The sequence below is a fragment of the Enterococcus sp. FDAARGOS_375 genome (assembly GCF_002393265.1).
Lineage (GTDB): Bacteria > Bacillota > Bacilli > Lactobacillales > Enterococcaceae > Enterococcus_D > Enterococcus_D innesii.
This window is the reverse complement of record NZ_CP023515.1, coordinates 1,427,501-1,453,558: the sequence shown is the minus strand read 5'-3', so window position 1 is coordinate 1,453,558 and position 26,058 is coordinate 1,427,501. Positions and strand designations below refer to the sequence as shown.

At 43.7% G+C, this 26,058-nt stretch carries 23 protein-coding genes and 1 rRNA gene (1 of these 24 running past the window's edge); 14 read left to right on the top strand and 10 right to left on the bottom strand.

The genetic code is table 11. The features are described from left to right. Positions 1 to 17: 17 nt before the first annotated feature. On the top strand, positions 18 to 1,907 hold the full coding sequence (mnmG, locus tag CO692_RS08020; RefSeq protein ID WP_077453256.1) for a tRNA uridine-5-carboxymethylaminomethyl(34) synthesis enzyme MnmG: 1,890 nt from the start codon (positions 18 to 20) through the stop codon (positions 1,905 to 1,907). Between the two features lie 105 nt (positions 1,908 to 2,012). On the opposite strand, the gene CO692_RS08015 is transcribed toward mnmG, so the two are convergent. From CO692_RS08015 to CO692_RS08005, 3 genes are all read right to left on the bottom strand, one after another. Further along, positions 2,013 to 2,531: a helix-turn-helix domain-containing protein gene (locus CO692_RS08015; RefSeq protein WP_005226263.1), complete on the bottom strand. Its 519-nt coding sequence runs from the start codon at positions 2,529 to 2,531 to the stop codon at positions 2,013 to 2,015. Positions 2,532 to 2,547: 16 nt separating this feature from the next. Beyond that, positions 2,548 to 3,015, bottom strand: coding sequence for a DUF5626 family protein (locus CO692_RS08010; RefSeq protein WP_081117589.1), 468 nt, complete (start codon positions 3,013 to 3,015; stop codon positions 2,548 to 2,550). Positions 3,016 to 3,365: 350 nt separating this feature from the next. After that, entirely contained in the window at positions 3,366 to 3,818 is a 453-nt protein-coding gene (locus tag CO692_RS08005) for a DUF2188 domain-containing protein (RefSeq protein WP_096741999.1), read from the bottom strand. 256 nt (positions 3,819 to 4,074) lie between these two features. Between CO692_RS08005 and CO692_RS08000 the strand changes: the two genes are divergently transcribed. The 11 genes from CO692_RS08000 to guaB all read left to right on the top strand — a co-directional run bounded on the left by CO692_RS08000 (position 4,075) and on the right by guaB (position 12,999). Next, positions 4,075 to 4,968: an SDR family oxidoreductase gene (locus tag CO692_RS08000; protein WP_008376956.1), complete on the top strand. Its 894-nt coding sequence runs from the start codon at positions 4,075 to 4,077 to the stop codon at positions 4,966 to 4,968. A 38-nt stretch (positions 4,969 to 5,006) separates the two neighbouring features. Continuing rightward, positions 5,007 to 5,576 (top strand): alkaline shock response membrane anchor protein AmaP, encoded by a 570-nt coding sequence (gene amaP, locus CO692_RS07995; protein WP_086293470.1) that lies wholly within the window; start codon positions 5,007 to 5,009, stop codon positions 5,574 to 5,576. Positions 5,577 to 5,583: 7 nt separating this feature from the next. Continuing rightward, the gene (locus CO692_RS07990; RefSeq protein ID WP_005226258.1) at positions 5,584 to 5,775 is read left to right on the top strand and encodes a DUF2273 domain-containing protein; all 192 of its coding nucleotides are present in this window, start codon (positions 5,584 to 5,586) and stop codon (positions 5,773 to 5,775) included. Positions 5,776 to 5,799: 24 nt separating this feature from the next. Next, entirely contained in the window at positions 5,800 to 6,570 is a 771-nt protein-coding gene (locus CO692_RS07985; protein WP_086293468.1) for an Asp23/Gls24 family envelope stress response protein, read from the top strand. 297 nt (positions 6,571 to 6,867) lie between these two features. After that, positions 6,868 to 7,584 (top strand): 16S rRNA (guanine(527)-N(7))-methyltransferase RsmG, encoded by a 717-nt coding sequence (gene rsmG, locus CO692_RS07980; protein ID WP_005226256.1) that lies wholly within the window; start codon positions 6,868 to 6,870, stop codon positions 7,582 to 7,584. 11 nt (positions 7,585 to 7,595) lie between these two features. After that, positions 7,596 to 8,360 carry a ParA family protein gene (locus CO692_RS07975; RefSeq protein ID WP_005226255.1) on the top strand — a complete coding sequence of 255 codons (765 nt, stop codon included), beginning with the start codon at positions 7,596 to 7,598 and terminating at the stop codon, positions 8,358 to 8,360. Next, a complete protein-coding gene (locus CO692_RS07970; protein ID WP_005226254.1) occupies positions 8,350 to 9,240 on the top strand; it encodes a ParB/RepB/Spo0J family partition protein in 891 nt (296 codons plus the stop codon). The genes CO692_RS07975 and CO692_RS07970 overlap by 11 nt, the downstream gene beginning before the upstream one ends. A gap of 10 nt (positions 9,241 to 9,250) precedes the next feature. Beyond that, on the top strand, positions 9,251 to 9,439 hold the full coding sequence (locus tag CO692_RS07965; protein ID WP_005226253.1) for a DUF951 domain-containing protein: 189 nt from the start codon (positions 9,251 to 9,253) through the stop codon (positions 9,437 to 9,439). Positions 9,440 to 9,447: 8 nt separating this feature from the next. Continuing rightward, positions 9,448 to 10,548 carry a redox-regulated ATPase YchF gene (gene ychF, locus CO692_RS07960; protein WP_005226252.1) on the top strand — a complete coding sequence of 367 codons (1,101 nt, stop codon included), beginning with the start codon at positions 9,448 to 9,450 and terminating at the stop codon, positions 10,546 to 10,548. Between the two features lie 71 nt (positions 10,549 to 10,619). Further along, the gene (locus CO692_RS07955) at positions 10,620 to 11,312 is read left to right on the top strand and encodes a DUF1129 domain-containing protein (RefSeq protein WP_086293466.1); all 693 of its coding nucleotides are present in this window, start codon (positions 10,620 to 10,622) and stop codon (positions 11,310 to 11,312) included. 202 nt (positions 11,313 to 11,514) lie between these two features. Further along, entirely contained in the window at positions 11,515 to 12,999 is a 1,485-nt protein-coding gene (gene guaB, locus CO692_RS07950; protein ID WP_074535545.1) for an IMP dehydrogenase, read from the top strand. A 197-nt stretch (positions 13,000 to 13,196) separates the two neighbouring features. On the opposite strand, the gene CO692_RS07945 is transcribed toward guaB, so the two are convergent. From CO692_RS07945 to CO692_RS07935, 3 genes are all read right to left on the bottom strand, one after another. Then, positions 13,197 to 14,492, bottom strand: a complete 1,296-nt coding sequence (locus CO692_RS07945) for an ISL3-like element ISEfa11 family transposase (protein WP_096741998.1) — start codon at positions 14,490 to 14,492, stop codon at positions 13,197 to 13,199. Positions 14,493 to 14,679: 187 nt separating this feature from the next. Next, on the bottom strand, positions 14,680 to 17,385 hold the full coding sequence (locus CO692_RS07940; protein WP_096741997.1) for an FtsX-like permease family protein: 2,706 nt from the start codon (positions 17,383 to 17,385) through the stop codon (positions 14,680 to 14,682). A gap of 9 nt (positions 17,386 to 17,394) precedes the next feature. Next, entirely contained in the window at positions 17,395 to 18,096 is a 702-nt protein-coding gene (locus CO692_RS07935; protein WP_008376960.1) for an ABC transporter ATP-binding protein, read from the bottom strand. A gap of 85 nt (positions 18,097 to 18,181) precedes the next feature. Here CO692_RS07935 and CO692_RS07930 point away from each other — a divergent pair, with 85 nt between their 5' ends. Beyond that, positions 18,182 to 18,808, top strand: a complete 627-nt coding sequence (locus tag CO692_RS07930; protein ID WP_086293459.1) for a TetR/AcrR family transcriptional regulator — start codon at positions 18,182 to 18,184, stop codon at positions 18,806 to 18,808. A 69-nt stretch (positions 18,809 to 18,877) separates the two neighbouring features. Here the strand turns inward: CO692_RS07930 and CO692_RS07925 are convergent, their stop codons facing one another. The 4 genes from CO692_RS07925 to CO692_RS07910 form a co-directional block, all read right to left on the bottom strand. Further along, entirely contained in the window at positions 18,878 to 20,398 is a 1,521-nt protein-coding gene (locus tag CO692_RS07925; RefSeq protein WP_096741996.1) for a polysaccharide deacetylase family protein, read from the bottom strand. A 287-nt stretch (positions 20,399 to 20,685) separates the two neighbouring features. Then, entirely contained in the window at positions 20,686 to 21,963 is a 1,278-nt protein-coding gene (gene serS / locus CO692_RS07920; RefSeq protein WP_096741995.1) for a serine--tRNA ligase, read from the bottom strand. Positions 21,964 to 22,253: 290 nt separating this feature from the next. Beyond that, positions 22,254 to 23,462 carry a sensor histidine kinase gene (locus CO692_RS07915; protein WP_005232945.1) on the bottom strand — a complete coding sequence of 403 codons (1,209 nt, stop codon included), beginning with the start codon at positions 23,460 to 23,462 and terminating at the stop codon, positions 22,254 to 22,256. After that, on the bottom strand, positions 23,452 to 24,141 hold the full coding sequence (locus CO692_RS07910; RefSeq protein WP_008376963.1) for a response regulator transcription factor: 690 nt from the start codon (positions 24,139 to 24,141) through the stop codon (positions 23,452 to 23,454). The genes CO692_RS07915 and CO692_RS07910 overlap by 11 nt, the downstream gene beginning before the upstream one ends. A gap of 715 nt (positions 24,142 to 24,856) precedes the next feature. Between CO692_RS07910 and CO692_RS07905 the strand changes: the two genes are divergently transcribed. After that, positions 24,857 to 26,058, top strand: a 16S ribosomal RNA gene (locus tag CO692_RS07905) (it continues 357 nt past the right edge of the window).

The window sequence follows — 26,058 nt, the reverse complement described above, 5'->3', positions numbered from 1 at the left end:
GTAAAAAGGAGAACACCATGCAAGAATATCAAGCAGAAAGTTATGACGTGATCGTTGTTGGGGCCGGCCATGCCGGATCAGAAGCGGCCTTGGCAGCTAGCCGCATGGGGGCAAAAACCCTCTTGCTGACTATCAACTTAGACATGGTCGCATTCATGCCTTGCAATCCCTCCGTCGGCGGACCAGCGAAAGGTGTCGTGGTGCGCGAAATCGATGCTTTAGGCGGAGAAATGGGCAAAAATATCGACAAAACCTACATCCAAATGCGGATGCTCAATACAGGAAAAGGTCCCGCTGTGCGGGCCTTGCGGGCGCAAGCCGATAAACATGCCTATGCGGCTGAAATGAAACGAACGATCGAAAAAGAAGCCAATTTGACACTGCGCCAAGGAATCGTTGAAAAGCTGATCGTTGAAGAAGGCGAATGTCGTGGCGTCGTGACCTCTACAGGCGCTCGTTACCAAGCCCAAGCTGTAGTGATCACTGCAGGAACAGCGTTGCGAGGAGAGATCATCATTGGAGAGTTGAAATATTCTTCTGGTCCAAACAACTCGCAACCATCGATTGGACTAGCCGATCATTTGAAAGAGCTTGGTCTAGAGATCGCTCGTTTTAAAACCGGTACACCACCGCGGGTGAAATCCAGCACCATCAACTATGAGGTAACGGAGATCCAGCCTGGCGATGAACAACCGAATCACTTTAGTTATAGCACACCCGATGAAGCCTACAATCAAAACCAAGAACCTTGCTGGTTGACCTATACGAACGAAGGGACCCACCAAATCATCAACCAGAATTTACACCGGGCGCCGATGTTTACAGGGATCGTCGAAGGAGTAGGTGCCCGTTATTGCCCATCCATCGAAGACAAAATCGTGCGTTTTGCAGACAAATCTCGTCACCAACTATTCTTGGAACCAGAAGGGTTGAACACCGAAGAAGTGTATGTTCAAGGGCTTTCTACTTCTATGCCAGAAGACGTCCAAGTCCAAATGCTGCATTCCATCGCAGGTTTAGAAAAAGCGGAAATGATGCGGACGGGCTACGCCATTGAATATGATGTCGTGGTACCTCATCAATTGCGTCCAACATTAGAAACCAAAGTCATCGAAAACCTCTTTACGGCAGGACAAACCAACGGAACCAGCGGCTATGAAGAAGCGGCCGGTCAAGGCTTGATCGCCGGCATCAATGCCGCTTTGAAAATTCAAGGCAAAGAACCCTTCATTATGAAACGCAGCGACGGTTATATCGGTGTAATGATCGATGATTTGGTGACTAAAGGAACCAATGAACCATACCGTTTATTGACCTCTCGTGCCGAATACCGCTTATTGCTGCGTCATGATAATGCCGATCTGCGTTTGACCGAAGTGGGACATCAAATTGGGCTTGTACCAGAAGCGCAATACGAAGCATATGTAGCGAAAAAAGAAGCTGTTGAAGCAGAAATCAAACGTTTATCCAAAATCCGCATCAAACCAACGCCAGAAGTACAAGCGTATTTGACTGCCAAAGGGACGGCCACCTTGAAAGATGGCGTTTTAGCAAATGAATTCTTGCGTCGGCCTGAAGTGACGTATGCCGAAATGCTGCAATTTATCGAAGCCAATGAAGCATTGAAACCCAAAGAAATCGAACAAGTCGAAATCCAAATCAAATACGAAGGTTATATTAAAAAAGCCCTCGAAAAAGTGGAGAAACTCAAACGGATGGAAGCCAAACGTATTCCTGAAAACATCGACTATGCCGCTATCAATGGCTTGGCAACAGAAGCCAAACAAAAACTGCAAAAAATCCAACCCGAAACCATCGCCCAAGCGAGCCGTATCAGCGGAGTAAACCCAGCTGATATTAGTATTTTGATGGTGTATATCGAACAAGGGAAGATTGCAAAGGTTTAAAGACGGTTAATATTCTTTGAAAAACCAATTTATAAATGGTAAATAGAGTGTCAAAAGCCCGCTGCGAAAACAATTCGCAGCGGGCTTTTTGTGTTAGCAATTGAATTATTCCACTTTTTCAATCGTAGTGGTTCCCCAATTCATGATGTTGCTGAGATGGACATAGCCATCGTACAAATTCAAGAAAATCGAGAAGGCACAGACGATATAGATCAATACATAAAAATTATTGGCTTTTTTGTTACGCCATAAAACAAAGCCATCTAAGATCAGTCCTAAAGGAAAAAGAAAGGAGCCGATTCCAGCTAACAGTAGCAAGAGCAGACTTTCATCTTTATCTGCTGCCATCGTTCTTTGGAGTAACGACAATTTTTCTTTTTTGTCGTTGATTTCTTGATTATTGGTTTCGATCCGCTCTTTTAAGGCTTCGTTCTCACGTAAAAGCTCATCGATCGAGACTTGATAGAGATCGCTCAACAAAATCAAATTCTCAATATCTGGATAGCCGCGCCCATTTTCCCATTTCGAAATCGACTGGCGTGAAATCTGTAATTTTTCTGCGACTGCTGTTTGCGACAATCCCGAAGACTCGCGACAGCTTTTTAATTGTTCTGCTAAAGCCAATGTATGCTCCTATCTGCTATTTAACAACTAGCTTCCCATTTGAGATCGTGGTTACGACACTCCCATTGGTAGTGATTATACCTGCTTTTTGCTTAAACGTACAGGTGGCTTTGGTGGACGTGTGAGTTAATGAACTAGAAGTGATACTTCCTCTGTGAGCAACTAAACTTAAATTCGAAGTGCCTGTAAATTGATTGCGGCTATTGACCGTTACATTATAACTAGCGGTCCAATTACCGGCGGATGTTTTGGACACACGATACGTTCCCGCTGCCAGATTTGCTCGGAATGACGGCAATTTTTCAATGGTCAAAATTACCTCATTGCCTTCTTCATCTACCGTGATCAGCTGCTCATAGGGACTATCTGATGCTAGGTCATAAACGAGTTCTGGTTCTTCCACTGTCTGGGCGGCAGCTGGGAGAGCAAAGAGGAAACAAATAAAAATAAACGGCACAAAAAATAATTTTTTCACAAACACCACTCCTTGTACTTTTGATAATTCAAGTATACAAGGTTTATTTAGTTAAAGAAAGCACAAGCTAGTTTACAGGGGTAACGGATGGTTTACAGTTGTTGCTAAATCAGCATTTCATAGGCTTACTTTTTAGGATGTCGAGAAATTTTAAAAGTAATAGTTCATTCAAAAGGTCTTCGTTTTTTAGGTTTCTGACAACGAACCGCTGCTTTTAAAGAGAAACGTTAAAGAAGCCGTTGCTTTAGTTTTCACTAAACCTAGCTGTGAAAGGAAACAAAAAAGCGAAAGAGTAGGCAACGTTTCACGCCGTTAAAACGACAAACGTAAGGCCTCCTTCCGCTTTTTTGCAGCCAATTTTATTCTCTCAAATCAATATCCTTTTGATGGTCGCCGTCTTTCTTATAAACGTTCACCACGGATTCTTTGTTTTCGGCGATTTCTTTGGCACGGGCGATGGCGTCTGCTTTCTTATCGAAATGATCACTGGCACGTTTGGCCCCTTTGGAACGGACTTGCCATTGGTCGTCTTCATACACAACTTCTACATCCGCATCCATTAAGTTTTTCGCATTCTTATTGGTTTGATGGGCATCGTCTTTTTGCGGATTTTTCTCTTTCTGAAAAGCTTTTTTCTCCTCTTCATCTGCATTGTCATACCATTTTTCTGCTTGACTCGTGGCGATCGGGATCGCCCGATCGTCAGAATAACCATCGGTTAGTAGCGCATTGGCGATATCGATCGCTTTTTTACGAACTAAGGGGTCTAGATTCTTCATTGATGCAGGATAATCACGGACATTCCAAGGCATTGTTTGTTTCCTCCTTTTTCTTGATCCAAGGTCTTTTTCTTAAGAGGCGTCCTTTTTCAGGTGCCACCAGTTACTACTCATTAGTTTACGCCCTTCTATAAAAAAGGGAAATCATTTGCTTTTGGTCAAAAATGAGGGAACTTTCTTTTTTCATTTTCTAATAAACGAGGATTTATTTTTGTTAACAAAGCGTTATATTTCCCAAAAAAAAATGAATGGTTTAGAATTTTATTATAGAGAAAAGGAGGACGTAAGAATGAGTGAACCTATTTTGACTGATCCACGGGAACTTTATCACACGGGTAAATACAGCAAACAGGAACAAGATACGCCTGCTTTACAAGAAGAAATGCGACCAAAACCTGATTGTGGCGAAGACTCTTATGAGGGAAGTCAGCAGTTAGAAAACCGGCGGGTACTAATTACCGGTGGGGATTCTGGGATCGGACGAGCAGCAGCGATTGCCTTCGCCCGAGAAGGAGCAGACATTGCTCTACACTTTTTCCCAGGTGAAGAAGAAGATGCCGAAGAAGTTGCAGGGTACATCAAAGAAGCCGGACGTAAAGTGATCTTGCTACCCTATGACCTGCGAGACGAAGCGGCACCACAAGAGATCGTTGACAAAGCGGTAGCAGCATTAGGTGGGTTAGATACATTAGTATTGAACGCAGCACAGCAAATCACGCGGCCATCGATTGCAGAATTACCGATTGAACAAGTGAAAGACACCTTTATGGTAAACATTATCTCAATGTTTGCATTAGTGAAAGCTGCTGAGCCACACTTACCGGCTGGGGGAGCGATCGTGACAACGACTTCTGTCCAAGCCTTTAGTCCAAGTGCTCATTTAATGGATTATGCGGCAACCAAATCGGCGATCGCCAGTTTTACAGTTAGTTTGGCGAAACAATTTGCTGAAAAAGGGATTCGCGTCAATGGGGTAGCTCCAGGACCAATCTGGACACCACTACAATTAGACCATGGTCAACCGCAAGACAAGCTGCCTGAATTTGGTCAGCAAGCATTACTGGAGCGGGCAGGACAACCAGCTGAGCTGGCACCCGTCTATGTCTTTTTAGCTTCCAATAAAGCTAGCTATGTGACAGCACAGATTTATGGTGTTACCGGAGGAGAAGCTATCAACTTATAAGCTTATCAAAAAATCGGAGAAAAAGGAGGAGGTGTCCTATGAGTAAAGTGTGGAAAATCGTATCAATCATCGTTTCGTTGATCTTTATCACTGTCTTATTACCAATCGTATTAATGAGTAATCCTTATATGCAGCTGCCATTTGGTTTGGACAGCAGAGGCAATGTCGTCACGTATTTCTTTGACAACTTGTTTATGCGTCAATATATGTTTTGGGTAGCCGTTGTTTTAATCGCCGTATTCTTGATCGTGATCTTAGTCGTGCTGTTTTATCCAAAAACTAAAACAACCTTTGTTTTGAAAGAGGATAAGGGCGCATTGACGATCGATAAGAAAGCGATCGAAGGACTTGTACGTACGAAAGTAAATGAAAAAGAATTTGTTGAAGGACCAAAAGTGCATGTCAAGGCGACCAAAAATCGAATTTTGATCAAAATCAAAGGCCGCTTGAAACGGACGTCCGCCTTAGTTGGCAAAACCGAAAACTTAATGGCGGAAATCCAACAAGATGTCCAACGAGTGCTTGGCTCAAGTGAAAAAGTCAAAGTCGAAGTCAATTACGCGAATTTTGAACAAAATGAGACTCCGGAAAACCCGCGAGTAGAATAGGAGGGCTATGATGAACGAACTACAACAATACAAAATCCCATTGATTTTTGGAGCAATCGGCCTTGTTCTGGCTGTGTTGTTTGTAACGATCGGTTTTTTCAAAACATTGCTGATTCTACTCCTAACAGGTTTGGGTTTTGCGCTAGGATTGTATCTCCAACGTACCGGTATCATCGACGAATTTTTTAACCAACAATAACGTATTTTATAGGAGGAATTTTTAATGAATAACGATAAAAACGAATTAAACAATGAAAAAAATGTCAGCGCACATCCAGATCCAGTGGTTCCCAACACCAATCATCAAGCCAATGAAAATGCAATTCCAATGACTGAATCACCTGATCCAGTCGTGCCAAATGCTGAAAAAGCAGTAGCAGGACAACAAAACGGACCAAAACCAGGGGATCATCCAGCACCAGGAAATCCAAATCCAGCCGGACATCATCCAGCACCGCCAAAACCTGACCACAACGATTTTGAAGGACCAACCGGGGATGCACCCGTTCATGGTTCATTGACCTATGATGACAAAGTGATCCAAAAAATTATCGGGATCGCATTAGAACACGTGGATGGTCTGTTGACGGTCGATGGTGGTTTCTTCTCTAACATTGCGGAAAAATTAGTCAATACAGACAATGTGACTGCCGGTATCAATACCGAAGTAGGGAAAAAACAAGTAGCCGTTGATTTAGATATCGTGGTTGAATATGACCGCAACATCCCAGAAATCGCTGACCAAGTCAAAGAAGTCATCCAAAAAGAAGTAACAACAATGACCCAATTAGAAGTGATCGAAGTCAACATCAATGTTGTAGATGTAAAAACGATCGCTGAATACGAAGAGGAACAAGAAACGGTTCAAGACAAAGTATCGTCAGCTGCATCTAAAACCGGCGACTTTGCTTCACGTCAAACCAACAAAGCCAAACATGCGGCTTCCCGCGCGTCTGATCGTATCGAAGAATACAACGAACCTCGCGTGAAATAAAAAGTTTCATATGAAATAAAAACAAGCATTGATCCTGAGATCAATGCTTGTTTCTTTGCGAAGAAAAGCTGACCAGCAAGGTTGGCAGCCTTGCTGGTCAAGGAAAAATGAAAAAAGTTTTTTGGATTGAAATGAGTATAATTTCTATGCCTTAAACCAACCTTAAAGCCCCAGTTAAAAAATGGTAAATTCTCCTAGAAAGCAATCTCTGGCTATTGCATCACATTGCTTTTTGCGTTAAAGTAGGAACTAGTCTGTGAAACATTTTTCTGTTTCACAAAATAGAAAGGATTCGTTATGCTACCTGAAGAATTTCATGAAGAATTACGCAAAAACGGGATCGTTTTAACCGAAGAACAAATGGAAAAATTCGCTGTCTATTTCGAGCGTTTAGTCGAATGGAATCAGAAGATGAATCTAACCGCAATCACGGAAAAATCAGAAGTGTATTTGAAGCATTTCTACGATTCTGTTTCCTTAGCTTTTGAAACCGCCTTTGATCCGCAAAGTCATTTGTGCGATGTCGGTTCAGGTGCTGGCTTTCCAAGTATTCCACTAAAAATCGTGTTTCCTGAATTAGAAGTGACGATCGTCGACTCTTTAAATAAGCGCATCACCTTTTTACAAACCCTTGTGACGGATCTACAATTGGAAAATGTCCACTTGTACCATGACCGTGCAGAAACATTTGGTCAAAACCCGCAATTTCGTGGGCAATTCGATTATGTGACCGCTCGTGCGGTTGCCCGTTTGAATGTGTTAACGGAACTCTGTGTGCCATTGGTGAAAAAAGCAGGCTATTTTTATGCGCTCAAAGCTGCCAAAAGCGAGGAAGAACTGGTTGAAGCCAAACCAGCGATCTCACTCTTAGGCGGCAAATTTATTGAAGAAAAAAGCTTTACCTTACCGGTCAGCGGCGATGAACGCCATCTTTTGATCATTCAAAAGAAAAAAGAAACGCCAAAGAAATACCCCCGCAAACCGGGAATGCCAGCGAAACAACCAATTAAATAGGAGGAAAATCAATGGCCCGTATTATTTCTGTTGCAAACCAAAAAGGCGGCGTAGGCAAAACCACCACAACGGTGAACCTAGGTGCGTCCTTAGCATTTGTCGGCAAAAAAGTGTTACTCGTAGATATTGATGCCCAAGGCAACGCCACAAGCGGTGTCGGCATTCGCAAACCAGATGTGGAACAAGACATCTATGATGTATTAGTTAATGAAACACCGATCGTTGAAGCGATTTTACCTAGCAGCCGAGAAAACTTGGATATCGTTCCAGCGACGATCCAATTAGCTGGTGCGGAAATTGAATTGACCTCCATGATGGCACGGGAATCTCGATTGAAATCGGCTTTGAATGAAATCAAAGAACAATACGATTATATCTTTATCGATTGCCCGCCATCTTTAGGTCATTTGACGATCAATGCCTTTACCGCCAGTGATTCGATTTTGATCCCAGTCCAATGTGAGTACTATGCATTAGAAGGGCTGAGCCAACTATTGAATACCGTGCGTTTAGTACAAAAACATTTTAACCCTGAGTTAGAGATCGAAGGGGTCTTACTGACGATGTATGATGCCCGTACGAACTTAGGCGCGGAAGTCGTGGAGGAAGTCCGCCGCTATTTCCAAGAAAAAGTATATGAAACCATTATTCCGCGGAATATCCGGTTGTCTGAAGCACCTAGTCATGGATTGTCGATCATTGATTATGATCCACGCTCAAAAGGAGCCGAAGTCTATCAGACGTTAGCAAAGGAAGTGTTAGCCCGTGAAGAATAAAGGGAAAGGATTAGGGCGTGGGATCGATGCGTTGTTTCAAGACCTGCAAGGGTTAGAAGAAGTCGATATCAAGACAGAAAAAGTCGTTGAACTGCCTTTAAACGAATTAAGACCCAACCCTTATCAACCGCGAAAAACCTTTGATGAGCTTTCATTACAAGAACTAGCCAATTCGATCCAACATTCGGGGGTCTTTCAACCGATCATCGTGCGGCAATCATCCGTCAAAGGCTATGAGATCATTGCTGGTGAACGCCGGTTTCGAGCATCCAAATTAGCTGGCAAGGAAACGATCCCCGCCATCATCCGCAATTTTGATGAAGAAGCGATGATGCAAGTCGCCGTTTTAGAAAACTTGCAGCGGGAAGATTTAAATCCTTTAGAAGAAGCAGAAGCCTATGACATGCTGATGAAGAACTTGAAATTGACCCAAGCACAAGTCGCTGAACGTTTAGGGAAAAGCCGCCCGTATATCGCCAATTATTTGCGGTTACTGTCCTTGCCGAAACTCGTCAAAGAAATGGTTCAAGATGACCGTTTGTCTATGGGGCAAGCTCGGACATTATTAGGCTTGAAAAACAAAGAACAGATCTTAAAATTAGCCAATCGTTGTGTCAAAGAAAATCTGACAGTCCGCCAATTAGAACAAATGGTCGCTGAGATGAACGACACGAAAAACGAAAAGAAAAAAGTGCCGCGTCTGATTCGGGAAAAACCGTACTATTTACGAGAAAGCGAAGAACGGTTAATGGATAAATTCGGCACGAATGTCGAGATCCGCGAAAAAGAAGGCAAAGGAAAAATCGAGATCGAATACCTGTCACAAAAAGATTTAACCCGTATTTTAGATTTATTGAACATTCAATTTGATGAAGCTTGAGGTGATAAAGATGTATGATCTTGGGGATATTGTCGAAATGAAAAAACCGCATGCCTGCAAAGCCAATCGTTGGGAAATCATCCGCATGGGGGCAGACATCAAAATAAAGTGTACGAATTGCGGCCACATCGTCATGATGACGCGCCGAGAATTTGATAAAAAGATGAAGAAAATCCTAGAAAAAAAAGAGAAAGAGTGAAGTGAAGCATGGCGTTAACTGCCGGAATCGTTGGATTGCCAAATGTGGGCAAATCTACTTTATTTAATGCAATAACCAAAGCAGGAGCAGAAGCCGCAAACTACCCGTTTGCGACGATCGATCCGAATGTAGGAATGGTGGAAGTGCCAGATTGGCGCTTACAGCGTTTAACAGAATTAGTCCGTCCGAAAAAGACGGTCCCAACCACCTTTGAATTTACGGATATTGCCGGAATCGTCCGCGGTGCCAGCAAAGGGGAAGGATTAGGAAACCAATTTTTGAGCCATATCCGCCAAGTGGATGCGATCTGTCATGTCGTTCGTTGTTTCGACGATGACAACATCACCCACGTAGAAGGCCGCGTGGACCCATTAGCTGATATCGACACCATCAATTTGGAGTTGGTTTTAGCAGATTTAGAATCCGTCAACAAGCGCTATACTCGGGTCGCAAAAATTGCCAAAACCAAAGACAAAGATGCAGTTGCGGAACTGGCCGTTCTTGATAAGATCAAACCGGTCTTAGAAGAAGGGATCTCTGCTCGTTCGATCGAATTTACAGACGAAGAACAGCGCATCGTCAAAAGTTTGTTTTTACTAACGACCAAACCAGTCTTATACGTTGCCAACGTAGCAGAAGAAGACGTGGCAGACTATGAAACCAATGACTATGTCAACAAAGTGAAAGAATTTGCAGCAAGCGAAAATGCGGAAGTGATCGTCATCAGTGCTCGTGCTGAAGAAGAGATCGCTGAGCTGGAAGAAGAAGACAAAGCAGAGTTTTTAGAAGCATTAGGAATTGAAGAATCAGGGTTGGATCAATTGATTCGTGCCGCCTATGATTTGCTGGGTCTAGCAACGTACTTTACTGCTGGTGAACAAGAAGTGCGTGCGTGGACGTTCCGTAAAGGCATCAAAGCACCGCAAGCAGCGGGGATCATCCATACGGACTTTGAGCGCGGCTTTATTCGTGCGGAAACTGTTTCCTTTGAGGATCTGAACCAATACGGCACGATGCAAGCGGCCAAAGAAGCCGGTCGGGTACGTTTGGAAGGAAAAGATTATGTCGTGCAAGATGGCGACGTGATGTTGTTCCGTTTTAACGTATAAAGGGCTTTCTTCCCAGTGAATTTGTGGTAAAATGTCCATTGTGAAGAAAACGCAGAAGGGAGAATCAATTCATGGAACCAGAAACTCTGCGAAATTATGTTTCCGAAAATCGTGAATTAGAACAACAATTAACAAAACGAAACCAACAATATATATTTGATTTAAAAAAATCGCTAGAGGCAGCCAACCTTTCTGAAGAAGAAAAAACGATTGCCTTGCATGAGATGCTGCCGGTCTTAGTCAAAGAACAAAAAGGCGGCAAAACGGCCCGCCAATTATTTGGTACAGTGTCTGAACGTACCGAAGCCATCATCAACAAACCCATTGAGCAAAAAGAATCAGGCCCCTTCTTGATGTGGTTGGATAACACCTTGCTGATTTTAGGGATTTTTGGGTTGATGTTAGGGGTTATGGGAATCTTTACTAGAGGACAAGCACAACCTTATGGCTTATTGACCCTCTTCTTGATGGCGATGCTTGCTGGTTGGGTCTTCTACTTGATGTACAAATACATGTATCAATATGAACGCCCAGGTGCCGATAAGAGCAAACGGCCGAAGATGTGGAAGATCATTTTGATTTTAGTCGCAGCCTTCATGCTATGGATCGTTGTGATCTCGCTTTCTGCGATGATCCAACCACCATTGAATCCACAAGTGGATCCTGTGATTGAAGCCTTGATCGGGGCAGTGGCATTAGCAGCGAAGTACTACTTGAAACGCAAATACAATATCATCAGCAGTCTGTCTGTTCCTAGAGGCTGATGGCTACACGTTGATCGTGCGCCTTCTTTTGTTAAAAAAGACCGCACGATCAGCGTGTTTTTTTAGAAAAAATGGCGAATTATGAGATTTGACCAAAGGTTTGAAGAGGATTATTAAGAAAGCTTTCCGAATGGTTGACTTATGAAAAAATCTTTGCTATTTTTTTTAAAATACCTAAAAACTTTAAGGAGTGGTTACAAAAATGTCCAACTGGGAAACCAAATTTGTAAAAAAAGGGTTAACGTTTGATGATGTCTTATTGATTCCGGCAGAAAGTCACGTCTTGCCAAATGACGTGGATATGAAAGTGCAGCTTGCCCCGAATATTACACTAAATATTCCAATCATAAGTGCCAGTATGGATACCGTAACTGATAGTAAAATGGCGATCTCAATGGCGCGTCAAGGCGGACTTGGCGTGATTCACAAAAACATGAGTATCGCAGCGCAAGCAGATGAAGTGCGCAAAGTAAAACGTTCTGAAAGCGGCGTGATCATCGATCCGTTTTTCTTAACACCAACCCACTTAGTTGCTGATGCAGAACATTTGATGAGCAAGTACCGCATCAGTGGGGTACCGATCGTAGAAACGATGGAAAACCGCAAATTAGTCGGTATCATCACGAACCGCGACATGCGTTTTGTCACGGATTATACGATGCCGATCAATGATGTGATGACCAAAGACCAATTGATCACAGCACCTGTCGGTACTTCGTTGAAAGACGCGGAAAAAATCTTACAACAACACAAGATCGAAAAATTACCGATCGTTGATGAAGCAGGGATCTTAAGCGGGTTGATCACTATCAAAGATATTGAAAAAGTGATCGAATTCCCGAATGCAGCCAAAGACACGCATGGACGTCTATTAGTGGCAGCGGCAGTCGGTGTTACCAGCGATACCTTTGAACGAGCACAAGCATTATTGGATGCAGGCGTGGACGCAATCGTTATTGATACTGCCCACGGACACAGTGCCGGTGTTTTACGCAAAATCTCTGAAATTCGCGCGCATTTCCCAGAAGCAACATTGATTGCTGGAAATGTTGCCACTGCCGAAGGCACGAAAGCATTGTATGATGCTGGTGTCGATGTCGTAAAAGTCGGGATCGGTCCAGGATCGATCTGTACTACTCGGGTGGTAGCCGGTGTCGGAGTTCCTCAATTGACCGCGATCTATGATGCAGCCTCTGTGGCACGTCAATACGGAAAAGCAATCATTGCTGATGGTGGGATCAAGTACTCTGGCGATATCGTCAAAGCTTTAGCAGCTGGCGGTCATGCCGTAATGCTAGGCAGCATGTTGGCAGGAACCGATGAATCACCAGGTGAATTCGAAATCTATCAAGGCCGTCGCTTCAAAACGTACCGCGGAATGGGTTCATTGGGGGCAATGGAAAAAGGCTCCAGCGACCGTTACTTCCAAGGGGGCGTAAACGAAGCCAACAAATTGGTTCCAGAAGGCATTGAAGGGCGTGTCGCTTATAAAGGCAGCGTTTCTGATATCATCTTCCAAATGATCGGCGGGTTGAAATCAGGGATGGGTTATGTCGGTGCTGGCAATCTACAGCAATTACGTGATGAAGCACAATTCATCCAAATGAGCGGCAACGGACTAAAAGAATCACATCCCCACGATGTTCAAATCACGAAAGAAGCACCGAACTACTCTGTAAAATCATAAAATGTTTCACGTGAAAACAAACGACCCCCTCTGTTCAAAAGCGGACAGAGGGGATTATTTGTTCAAAAAAGGACGTCACTCTCAGCTATCTAGGCAAGAGTGGCGTCCTTTTCTTGGCTCTTTGTCAATAAGGACTGATGAGTTGTGCAAAATCAAATCTGGGTCAGAATGAACCACATTCTGGCTCAGATTTTTTGTTATCTTACATTGATTAATTGATTGATCAAAAAGATTCTAATTCTCATGTTCTCGAATGATTTAAATCCGTAGGATACTCGTTTCATTGTCTTTATGTGGGTATTCTTCGCTTCTATTTTTCCATTGGAATAAGGATAGATCATTGCGTTGGTGATGCCTTCTTCATGGGTAAGAAGGTTTTGAAGCTTTTCCCGAAAGCTGTCATCTAACGTTTCGGGAAGTTCTGCCAATAAGGAGAAAAATAAGTCAGGGTCTTTGTCTCGAAAGGCTTCAACTAATTCATGAAAAAAGGGATACGCCTCCTTTAGGGGCGGAGAAAACTCAAGCAATCGATCAATCATCATTGCTTCAGTAAGAAATGGGTATTTTGGTGCTCGGAAACTTTTCCATGTTTTGTATTCATAATGGTTGATGTTTGCACGATTTTTTAGCAAAAAGCGCCAGTTCTTTTTCAGTTTTTCTGCCTGGCTTTTCTGTCCGGCTTTACGAAGTCCATTCATTTCACGGATACGCAACTCATTGAACGCTTGATTCATGTGTTTGACAATATGAAACCGATCAATCACTACTTTCGCATTTGGCAGAACACGTTTGGTGAGCTGGAAGTAGGCGGCGTTCATGTCTGTCACCAAGAATTCTACTTCTTCCGGATTGGTACAACCTAAGAAATAACTTGTTAATCGGGGTAATTTACGCGTAGGCAAAACATCTATTAATTTTCCTGTTTCGCCATCTGCACAAATAAAGCTCATTTTATCTTCTATGGAAGCATGCGAACGAAATTCATCAACCATCAATACTCTTGGGAGAATCTTCTTAGATTGCTTTGGTAAATAGCTTTTAAACTCTTTCAATGTACGAATAACGGTGGTCAAAGATACCTGACAGCTTTTCGCAATAAAAGATAAAGATACTTTTTCAGTCAGTAAAGAAGCAATTTTATATCTAACATGATTTGCGATTGAATGTCTGGGTTGGACAAAATAACTTTGAGCAGTCCAATGGGTGCGACAGTTTTTACAGGTATAGCGCTGCTTTTTTAGGCGCATAACCAAAGGCATATGATTGTATTGTTCAAAACGGACAATCGTTTCCTTCTTCCCATTTTTCACTATAATTGCTTTCCCGTTTCCATCTACCACAGTAGAACCACAACTTCTACAAGCACGAGGAGTAGGCGAGAGAACAGCATCGACGACCAACGTCTTTTTCTTCTGAAGGGTCTCGTAAGAGACCTCTGTAATCATCAAATCTTTCTCTATTATTCTCAGCATTTTTTTGATAGAATCATTCATATAGCATATCGTCCTCTCAGTTGTTTATTTTGTGGTGATTTAATCATACTAGAGAACGATATGTTTTTTAATACCTAAAATGAAAATGGGGCTGAAGAATCAATTCTGATTCATCAGTCCCATAAATTATAGAGCCCTTTTCTTTAAAATCACTGCTGGATGATCAGCAAATCGCTTTAGCAGCAGCTTATTCGTTTGATTTCAATGCATCGATCATGTTGACATGAGTCAGCTTCACATGGGTGACGTACATCACGATGATCGTAAAGAGAATCGTCATGCCGCCGGCTAAAGCATAGGCCGGCCAATTGATCACTAATGGAAAGACCATGTTTTCCATCGAAGCTTGGATCAAAATAAAGTCAGTCAAGAAGTAACCTACCACGTAGCCTGCGAGAATCCCAAATAACGTAAAGACGATATTTTCCCGTACGATGTACATGGTGACTTCCTTATTGTAAAACCCTAATACTTTAATGGTAGAAAGCTCGCGAATCCGCTCGGAAACATTGATGTTGGTCAAGTTATACAAGACGACAAAGGCTAATGCCCCTGATAATACAACTAAGATCAAGACAATGGAGTTCAAGTTGCCCATCGAATCATCCTGCATTTTGATCTGAGTGGAAAGGAACGTCGTGTTTTTGACTTTGTCGGTATCTAACAAGGCTGTTGATAAAGCTTCCTCTTGCTTTTTCGTCATCGTCTTGCTTTTGACTAAGAACGCATTCGGTTCAAAGGTACTATTGGTGATTTCTTCGTAAACGGTTGGTGACAGATAAAGAGAATTGCCTAAATAATTTTCTGCGATGCCACTAATAGGTACTTCAAAGGCTTCTTGATCGCTGGTATAGAAGGTCAATGTATCGCCAACCTGCAGATCATACAATTCTGCGTACTTCATAGTCAGTACGGCGCCCTCTGTTAATGACAGCTTCTGTCCTGCCGTCGTTTTCAAATGGACATAGTCTGCAAAAGCATCCTGATCTGCCGGAACCATCAAGGTCAAACTTTGTTTTCCTTGGTTAGCCGGTCGAATCTCGATCGTTTCATTGTAGACTAGCATCGAATGGGTCACAAGAGGCTCGTCTGTTAAAACCGTTTCAGCGGCAGCAACGGTTTCTTCCTTCGCATCATTTAAGGTCACGACGGCTTGATAATCCGTAATGGGCCCAAATTGTTTTGCAGTCACGGCACTTAGAGAATCTTTCAACCCAACGCCTGCCACCATCAGTCCCGTACAACCGGCGATGCCAATGATTGCCATGATCATTCGCGATTTGTAGCGGAAGATGTTACGGAAGCTGACTTTTTGATTGAAGCTTAAACGGGACCATAAGGGGATAATTGCTTCTAATAAAATCCGTTTCCCGGGCTTTGGTGCGCGAACTTGCAGCAGCTGAGCGGGTTTTTCCCGCAATTCTTTGATCAGAACAAACAGACAGGCACCAAGCGTCGCCAGTAAAAAGGCGATTGCGGCCAAAATAATTGGCGACCAGACATAATAGACGCGAATCCCGTCTAAAAGATACCGTTCGCTGGATAGGAAATAGATCAAACGCGGCAACAGTTCGGTTCCTAATACGGCCCCACTAATAATGCCAATGGCCGAAGAAAGGAGGGCATAAATCAAATATTTAAGGGAGATCTCGACTTTGCCATAGCCCATCGCTTTTAAGGTACCGATCTCTTTACGGTTTTCTTCTACCATCCGCGTCAGTGTCGTAAAGGTGATCAACGCAGCGATAAAGAAGAAGAAGACTGGGAATACATTGGCAATCGCGGCGATACGATCAGACAGCCCGCCATATTCTTGGAAACCGGGATTGTCTTTGCGCTGGTTGTAAAGATACGTGGGCTCTGCCAAGTCTTCGATCTCTGCCCGTTTTTCTGCCAGTGTTTGTTGGGCATCAGTTAGTTCTTGTTGCTGTTCATCTAATTGGGCTTGCTGCTGTGTCAATTCTGCTTCCCCAGCTGCCAATTGGCCTTCGAGGGCTGCTTGTTGTACGGGCGGCAGCTGTGCTAAGGCGGCTTGCTGTTGTTCTAGTTCCGCTTTGGCCTGATCCAGTTGGGCTTGTCCATCAGTTAACTGTTTTTGTCCATCGCGGACTTCTTTTTCTGCAGGGGCTAATTCATCAAAAGCGTCTTGTTGAATTTCTGCTAAGCGTTCTTTAGGACGGTCCGCAAACAGTTCCTCAATCGTTTCTTGATGGGCTGCCATCTTGTCGGTGTACGCATCGGAGTATGTTTCAAGCCCGGCGACATCATCAAAGGCGAGATAGAGGATCGATTTGACCTCCATCGTGAACTGTTCTTCCGGTACATAAGCAAAATACGTCACGACACCGCTGCCGACATTCGCATAGCCCCGTTCGGCAGCACTGATATAAATCGGAGAAGTGGCAAACCCAACGATCGTATACTCTTTGTCCGACAGATTATCGGCATCATCGATCGTAAAAGTATCCCCTATTTGCCAGCCATAATTTTTTGCTTCGGTGTCCAGCACGATTTCATCGGCTTTTTCTGGCAGTCGGCCATCCTTCACCAGTAACTGGTTGAGTTCCTGTGAGGGATCATAGGAGGTCACTTGCACGACTTCATCTGAGTTGGCAGCGTAATAAAATTGATAGGCGGCTTCTGTGTGAGCACCACTTTTTTTCGCCGCATCAATGTCGTCCTCCGTCAATCCCAGCGTGGAAGTGACTTGCAGATCTGCTAAATGCTGGCTGTTGACATATTCACTTGCGGAATGATTCAGGATCGGGCCGGTCGCTTTGACACCGACAAAGAGAAAAGTTCCTAAAAAAATGATCAAGGTGATTGCGATAAAGCGGCCTTTTGATTGGCGAATCTCTCGCAAACTTGCTTTAAGATAGGTCTTATTTTTCATCAGATCCTCCTACCAAACGATTTCATCGATCGAGATGGGATGAGGATTCTCTTCAATGGAACGGACAGTGGCATCGTTGATATGGATCACCCGATCGGCGATCGGGGCAATGGCGCTATTATGGGTGATGATCAACACCGTATTGCCATTTTTCCGGCTAGCGTTTTGCAAAAGCTTCAACACTTGTTTTCCTGTTTCAAAGTCCAAGGCACCAGTCGGTTCATCGCATAGCAGCAGTTTCGGGTTTTTGGCTAACGCCCGAGCGATCGATACCCGCTGCTGTTCCCCACCAGAGAGCTGCGAAGGAAAGTTGTTTTTGCGGTTTTCTAACCCGACTTGGGCTAAGACTTCATCAGGATCGAGTGCATTCGGTGAGACTTCTGTTGCCAATTCAATGTTTTCTTTCGCTGTCAAATTCGGGACTAAATTATAAAACTGGAAGACGAACCCGACGTCTGTGCGGCGGTATTCCGTCAGCTGTTTGTCGTTAAACTTCGCGATATCGACATTGTCGATAATGATTTCTCCTTCATCTGGCGAATCCATCCCGCCTAAAATATTCAAAACGGTCGATTTTCCGGCACCACTGGGTCCAAGGATCACCACTAATTCGCCTTCTTCAATGGCAAAGGAAAGATCGTTGTTGGCAGTGATGGTGGTTTCGCCCATCTGATAGCGTTTATATTCATTCTTTACTTCAACATAACTCATTAATAAAGCCTCCATTTTTTAAACACGTGTTGATTTAATCACATGGTGTTAGTATACTAAGAAAGAAAAGTAAGAGCAATCCTCAATGCTTACGTATTTGTCATTAAATAGACAAATATTGATCAAATGTACAGAGAAAAGGGGAAACGATATGGTAGGGACTGTGGGGAACCGTCGAACGATCTACTCGAAAAAAGTGATCCGGCGCGCCTTTCAGGAGTTATTGTTGGAAAAAGAGTACCGCAAAATCACGATCAAAGAGATTGCGGAACGAGCAGATATCAATCGGGGAACATTTTATAAATATTATAAGGACACAGCCGCTTTGTTGGAGGAGATCGAAGGGGAGCTCGTTGAGCAGATCGCATCGAACTTGCAGCAGGAAAATTTGTCATTGGATCTTTGGCTGGAAAAGCTATTGACGATTTTGTATGAGAATCCTAGTACCACCCATTTGATTTTGTTGAACAACAGCCATTTGCTGAATCTTTTGTTGTCTGAGATTAAACCGGAGACCTTGAAACGGTTTGCCCAATACTTTCAAGATGCTTCCGAGGAAGAATTGGAGCTGTGCCTGAGCTTTTTTGTCTGCGGATCTATCGGGTTGATCGAACGCTGGCTCAAAGATTTTTCAACGATGCCGCCAAAAGCTGTCGCTGATCTATTGATTCAAATTTTTGTGACTAATGTGTATGAAGAAAAGAAGGGCTAAAAAAGAGGGAACGATCCAATAACCAAAAAGGAACGCAGCAAGAGACAATTTGCTGCGTTCCTTTTTCTCTTAATCAACGAGGCGTTCATCGTTCATCCTAAAGTATTGATGCAGCGGTTTTTGCCGTGCGCCTAATAATTGATCGACGGTCACGAATTCGTAGCCTTCGTTTTTGAGCGTTTTAATGACTCCCGGTACAGCTTTCACAGATTTCGGGTGGATATCATGAATCAAGATCATGGCACCATTAAAGACATTTTGTTGAACCAAGGCATTGATTTTCTTCGGATCCTTCAATTTCCAGTCTTGAGAATCGATGTCCCATTGAATGATCGGCATGCCGATGGTTTCTGCGCTTTGTTTGTCGATAGCGCCATAAGGGGGCCGTAAATTCCTAGGTAGTAAACCCGTCGCATTGTAAATGGCTTTATTGGTTTTCGTGACTTCTGCCTGCAAATCTTCCGCTGAAAGAGTATTCAGCTGCGGATGAGAGTAAGAATGACTGGCGATCTCGTGCCCAGCTTCTTGGACTTTTTTGGCAGCTTGCGGATATTGCTCAACCATTTGTCCTAGCATAAAGAAGGTCGCTTTGACATCATTTTCTTGTAAGATGTTCAACAGATCCATGGTGGAGGTGTTGTTGGGTCCATCATCAAAGGTCAATGCCACGTATTTTTTATTGGGGTCAAGACTTGGCAAGGCATTGTCGAGTTGGTCAGCAGCCACGAGATCAGGATCAATGAATGGGGCGATCTCGCTGTAAGACAGGGTGATTTCCGTCGCTCCCGTCTGATTTTTTGGCAATTCGATGGTCAGCTTTTCCGGATCATAAGTAAATTTCGAATCGAAGGTGATCCGCTCCATGGCCAAGACGGCGTCGATGATTTTTGCGGGTTCCTTAGCTTGATCCAGCAGTTTCTGTTGAATGACTTGCTGAATACCTAATAAGCTGCCTTCATCAGGAACCAGTTCTTTCAAAGACAATTCGGTTTGTGTCTTCTCTGAAACAAAGATCGGTGCATCTGTTAAACGATCAGCATCTTCAAAACGACCGGTTTCTCGATTCCATACATAGCTGTCGGCTTTTAATGAATAGGTAGAGACTTTTGCAGCTACCGTTTGTGCTTGGATACGGGCAACGGTGACGACTTCTTTTTCCGTTTGTTTTTTGCGCAATGACTCAGCGGCTTTCGTCAACCGATCTTTGATATCTTTGATGGGAAACGTATCGAGGTCTTGCGGGCGGTAGATCAGTTCTTTGTTTGCTCCTTCTGAGAGCACTTCAGGCGTTGTTTTTAACCCATTTTGGCTTTGTTCTGCTTGGATTGATGCCAATAATTTCTCCGCAGCTGCCTCATATTTTGCTTTGGCGGCAACTTCTTGTTGGTGCAACGTGTAAAGGACTGAGCCAGCCGTTGCGATCAAAACGATCAATAATAAGGCGAATAAGGAAAAAATTGCTTTTCGATACGGCTTCTTTTTCGAGGGTGGTCCTTTCGGTCTTTCTTCAGCGGATGCTGTTCGTTTTTGATTATTGTTTGGTTTCTTGTGTAAGTCACTCCGACGGGCATAGGTCTTTCGTTCGGGCATTGGTGAAGCTCCCTTCATTCCATCCTAAATTATGCCCACGTTACCATAAGTCACAGGCACTTTCAACGATCATGCCCGGTTTCTGATAGAGGATTAAAAAGACAAAGGGATTTTTCTAATTATTCGCTTAAAAATTACAACCTTGTTGCGTTGTTTCTCTTGCAAGAAGCGATCAAAGTGGCTAGGGGGGATTGAAACCACTACAGGCGACGTGAACAAGAAAACCCCTAGGGAACGTTCACGCGGTGTGACTGTTCTCTAGGGGTTGCTACTGAGGTTACTAAGGCTCAGGCTTTTTCAATTTTTGTCAGTCCGCCCATGTAAGGAACCAGAACTTCCGGTATCGTTACACTGCCGTCTTCGTTTTGATAATTTTCAAGCACTGCAGCCACCGTCCGACCGACAGCCAGACCAGAGCCGTTTAGTGTATGCATGTAGTGAATCTTGCCCTCTTGATCGCGGTAACGGATCATAGCACGGCGTGCTTGGAAGTCTTCACAGTTTGAGCAAGAGCTGATCTCACGATACATCTCTTGGGCAGGGATCCATACTTCTAAATCATAGGTCTTCGCTGCAGAAAAGCCCATATCTCCTGTACACAAGCTAAGCACACGGTAAGGCAAATGGAGTTTTTGCAAAATGTTTTCGGCATTAGCCGTCATTTTTTCTAATTCTTCATAAGAATGTTCTGCATCACTGAATTTCACCATTTCGACTTTATTGAATTGATGCAAGCGAATCAAGCCGCGAGTGTCACGGCCAGCGCTGCCGGCTTCCGAACGAAATGATGGGCTCAAGGCAGTGAAGTAGGCAGGGAGCTGCTCTTGTTCTAAGATCTCCCCTTGATAGTAGTTGGTCAAAGGTACTTCCGCAGTCGGGATCAAAGTCAAATCAGTGTCTGCCAATTGGAAAACATCTTCTTTGAACTTCGGAAATTGCCCAGTACCGAACATTGCTTGGCTGTTGACGATATACGGGGTGATCATCTCTGTATATCCATGCTCATAAACATGCTGATCCAACATGAAGTTGTATAAGGCACGTTCCAAACGAGCACCTAAGCCTTTGTAGTAAACAAAACGGCTACCAGAAACTTTGGCACCCCGCTCAAAGTCGAGGATCCCCAAGTCTTCTGCGATCTCCCAATGGGGTTTTGGTTCAAAGTCAAAGGTTTTTGGTTCTGCCCAGCGGCGGACTTCTACATTGTCGTCTTCATCTTTGCCCACCGGAACAGAATCATTCGGCAAGTTCGGCAATGTCGTGGCGATCTCTTTGATGTCTTCATCGATTTGGGCGATTTCTTCATCCAATTGCTTGATTTGGCTACCGACTTCTTTCATTTGGGCAATTTTATCTGCCGCGTCTTCTTTCGCCCGTTTCAAGGCAGCGATCTCACCAGAAACATCGTTGCGCAATTTCTTGCGTTCTTCCGTTTGGACTAAGAGTTCTCGGCGACGTTCGTCAAGCGTTAAAAAGCGGTCCAACACTTCTTTTTGCACGCCGCGTGTTGCGAGTTTGCTTTGTACTTCAGCAAAATTTTGGCGAATCATTTTTACATCTAACATAGTGATACATCCTCCTTTGATTTTTCCATAGAAAAAAGGCCATTCCGATCCCGTATTGCTTGGGACGAAATGACCATTCGCGGTGCCACCCAAGTTCAGCTTGCGCTGCCCTTGCTGCTCGTATCGTGAGCCAACGATTTTTCTTTCGAAAAATACACGTTAAAGAACTGGATTCTATTTTTTCCAACACTGATTTTCACCAACCATCAGCTCTCTATACAGATGAAAAAAATATACTAGGTTCTGTGCCTTGATTATTTTCTCTAGCATACCCAAAAAATGTTGGGTCGTCAACCATAGGTTTGTGTGTTGGATAAGTTGTTGCGTTTCAACGGGAGATGGATAATAAAGGACGTCCATTCCGGCGTTGACTTGGCATAGATATAGCCGCCATGTAAGGCGACGATGCTTTGAGCGATCGCTAGACCTAAGCCAGTTCCTCCTGTTTCTTGAGAGCGGGATTCTTCCACTCGGTAGAAACGGTCGAATAGAGAATCAAGGGCTTGCTTAGGGATCATTTGCCCATTGTTTTTGACTGTTAAGATCGCTTCGGTCCCGACTTTCTCGACTTCCATGCGGATCTTATCGGCGCCTTTGCCGTATTTCAAGGCATTCGAAAGCAAGTTATTGAAGACCCGCACCAGTTTTTCGGTATCGCCATCCATCTCGATATGCTCTGGACGGGTGTACGTTTCAATCTTGATACCTTTTCGGCTAGCTTCTAATTCAAAGTCCGCCGCCAATTGTTCCACTAGCTGAGCCATATCAAATTCCATCACATTGATTGGCACGCTAGGCTGGCGCACTTTTGTGTATTCAAACAAATCATCGACGAGGGATTTCATTTGCTTGGCTTTGACATACGCCGTATGGGTATATTTCAGCAATTCTTCTTCTGAATGGTATTGTCGATCTTCAATTAGACCTAAATAGCCGATGATCGAAGTCAATGGTGTTCGAATGTCATGACTGACATTGGTGATCAGCTCATCTTTGGATTGCTCGATCCGCCGTTCATCTTCGATCGCCGCCACCGTACTGTCGACTAAGCCGTTGATATTAGAAACGATCCGACTTAAATCGCCCCGTAACTCGAAGGGGATGCGATGATCGTAATTGCCTTCCGCAATAAAATGAAGCTCACTGATGATGTGACGTAGCTGCATTTGATGGTAGCGGCGAATCAAACGCCAATATAAGACGATCACATCTAATAGGAAGAACATCGGTAGAATGAAGTTACGCCCACTGCGGAAGATATCCGTATTAAAGGCAGACGTGAAAGCATTCTTCGATGCGTAGATGGCATCAACTAAATCTGGTGAGTTTTCAACGATTGAGGTCAAGATGACCAAAATAGCGATATTTAATAGAAGTAAAAGAACAATCGTTACAATTCCTTCGGCAAATAACTCACTGATTTCCTTTGAGGTCAACGTGATCCGTTTCTTTTTTTCGATTGGTGTGTTGCGCTTTTTTTCAGTTGGTTTACTTCGCATCTATTTTGTAGCCGACCCCCCATACTGTTTGGATGACTTTTTCACCATCCGTGGCTTCTTCGATCTTATCTCGTAAGTGACTGACATGGACCATAACTGTTTTGGCAGAAACGACACTTTCTTGTTTCCAAACTCGTTCAAAAATCTCATCGGCGCTAAAGACACGGTTGGGATGCGATGCCAGTAAGTAGAGGATACCAAATTCTAATGCAGTCAATTGAATTTCGTTGCCATCGACGGTTTTTACTTCATGGGAATCGCGATTGATAATAAGAGAGCTTACTTCCAGAATCTCTGGTTGATTTGAAGCAGCCTGCATCTTGGTTCTTCTCAATAACGATTTTACCCGGGCCATAACTTCTAATGGGTTGAAAGGTTTTGTGACATAATCATCCGCACCGGCGACCAATCCACGAATCTTATCCATATCGGTTGTTTTAGCGGTCAGCATAATAATAGGGATTTGGGATTCTTTTCTCAATTCTTTCACGACTTGCATGCCATCCATTTCCGGCATCATGATATCTAAGATCAATAGTTCGATATCAGAAGTGGTGCGGATCTTGGTCAGTGCTTCTTTTCCATCATATGCTTTGACCGATTCATAACCTTCATTGTGTAAATAAATGCTTAATAGTTCTACGATCTCTTTGTCATCATCTGCTACAAGTATTTTCATACTGGGTCCTCCTAGGAACAATATTCTTTTCTCCATTTTAGCAAATATTCCACAAAATAGATAAAATCATACTTAAATTTATAAGAATGATAGGAATTAAGAAAACACAAAAAGGAAAAAGACGAACGATAGGCAAATAATAACGGAAAAAGTCCTTAAAAAAGGCGGAAATCACGGACTAAAAATCACGAATCATCTTTGGAAACGGAGTAACTAGAAACGTTGGTCTATCAATCATTTTATGGTTGACGAATAGCGCAAGTCTTGGTATATTATTACATGTGCCAAATGACTAATTGAATTCCTAAAAAGAATTGAAAAAAGTAGTTGACGCACAGCTCGACAGATGATATTATAACGAAGTCGCAATTTTGAAACAGTTAATCAATGTTGATACATCAACAAAATTAATTGAAAAAAGTTGTTGACAAATAACAAATCATTTGTTATTCTAATAAAGTCGCTGAGACAGCCGCTACGAAGTTGAAAAACAACGAGTGAAAAAAACTTTTAAAAAAAGAGTTGACAATCAAACGTCGCTCTGATATGATATAAAAGTTGCTAACACAGCACGGTAGACCTTTGAAAACTGAACAAAGCAAGCAAACGAACCAATGTGTAGGACGTTTCAATTTATTGAAACAAATACATGCAAGCAATAGCTAGCAAAGTTAATTTTTATGAGCTTAATGACCGTATGGTCATTCAAACAAATCATTATGAGAGTTTGATCCTGGCTCAGGACGAACGCTGGCGGCGTGCCTAATACATGCAAGTCGAACGCTTTTTCTTTCACCGGAGCTTGCTCCACCGAAAGAAAAAGAGTGGCGAACGGGTGAGTAACACGTGGGTAACCTGCCCATCAGAAGGGGATAACACTTGGAAACAGGTGCTAATACCGTATAACACTATTTTCCGCATGGAAGAAAGTTGAAAGGCGCTTTTGCGTCACTGATGGATGGACCCGCGGTGCATTAGCTAGTTGGTGAGGTAACGGCTCACCAAGGCAACGATGCATAGCCGACCTGAGAGGGTGATCGGCCACACTGGGACTGAGACACGGCCCAGACTCCTACGGGAGGCAGCAGTAGGGAATCTTCGGCAATGGACGAAAGTCTGACCGAGCAACGCCGCGTGAGTGAAGAAGGTTTTCGGATCGTAAAACTCTGTTGTTAGAGAAGAACAAGGATGAGAGTAAAATGTTCATCCCTTGACGGTATCTAACCAGAAAGCCACGGCTAACTACGTGCCAGCAGCCGCGGTAATACGTAGGTGGCAAGCGTTGTCCGGATTTATTGGGCGTAAAGCGAGCGCAGGCGGTTTCTTAAGTCTGATGTGAAAGCCCCCGGCTCAACCGGGGAGGGTCATTGGAAACTGGGAGACTTGAGTGCAGAAGAGGAGAGTGGAATTCCATGTGTAGCGGTGAAATGCGTAGATATATGGAGGAACACCAGTGGCGAAGGCGGCTCTCTGGTCTGTAACTGACGCTGAGGCTCGAAAGCGTGGGGAGCGAACAGGATTAGATACCCTGGTAGTCCACGCCGTAAACGATGAGTGCTAAGTGTTGGAGGGTTTCCGCCCTTCAGTGCTGCAGCAAACGCATTAAGCACTCCGCCTGGGGAGTACGACCGCAAGGTTGAAACTCAAAGGAATTGACGGGGGCCCGCACAAGCGGTGGAGCATGTGGTTTAATTCGAAGCAACGCGAAGAACCTTACCAGGTCTTGACATCCTTTGACCACTCTAGAGATAGAGCTTCCCCTTCGGGGGCAAAGTGACAGGTGGTGCATGGTTGTCGTCAGCTCGTGTCGTGAGATGTTGGGTTAAGTCCCGCAACGAGCGCAACCCTTATTGTTAGTTGCCATCATTTAGTTGGGCACTCTAGCGAGACTGCCGGTGACAAACCGGAGGAAGGTGG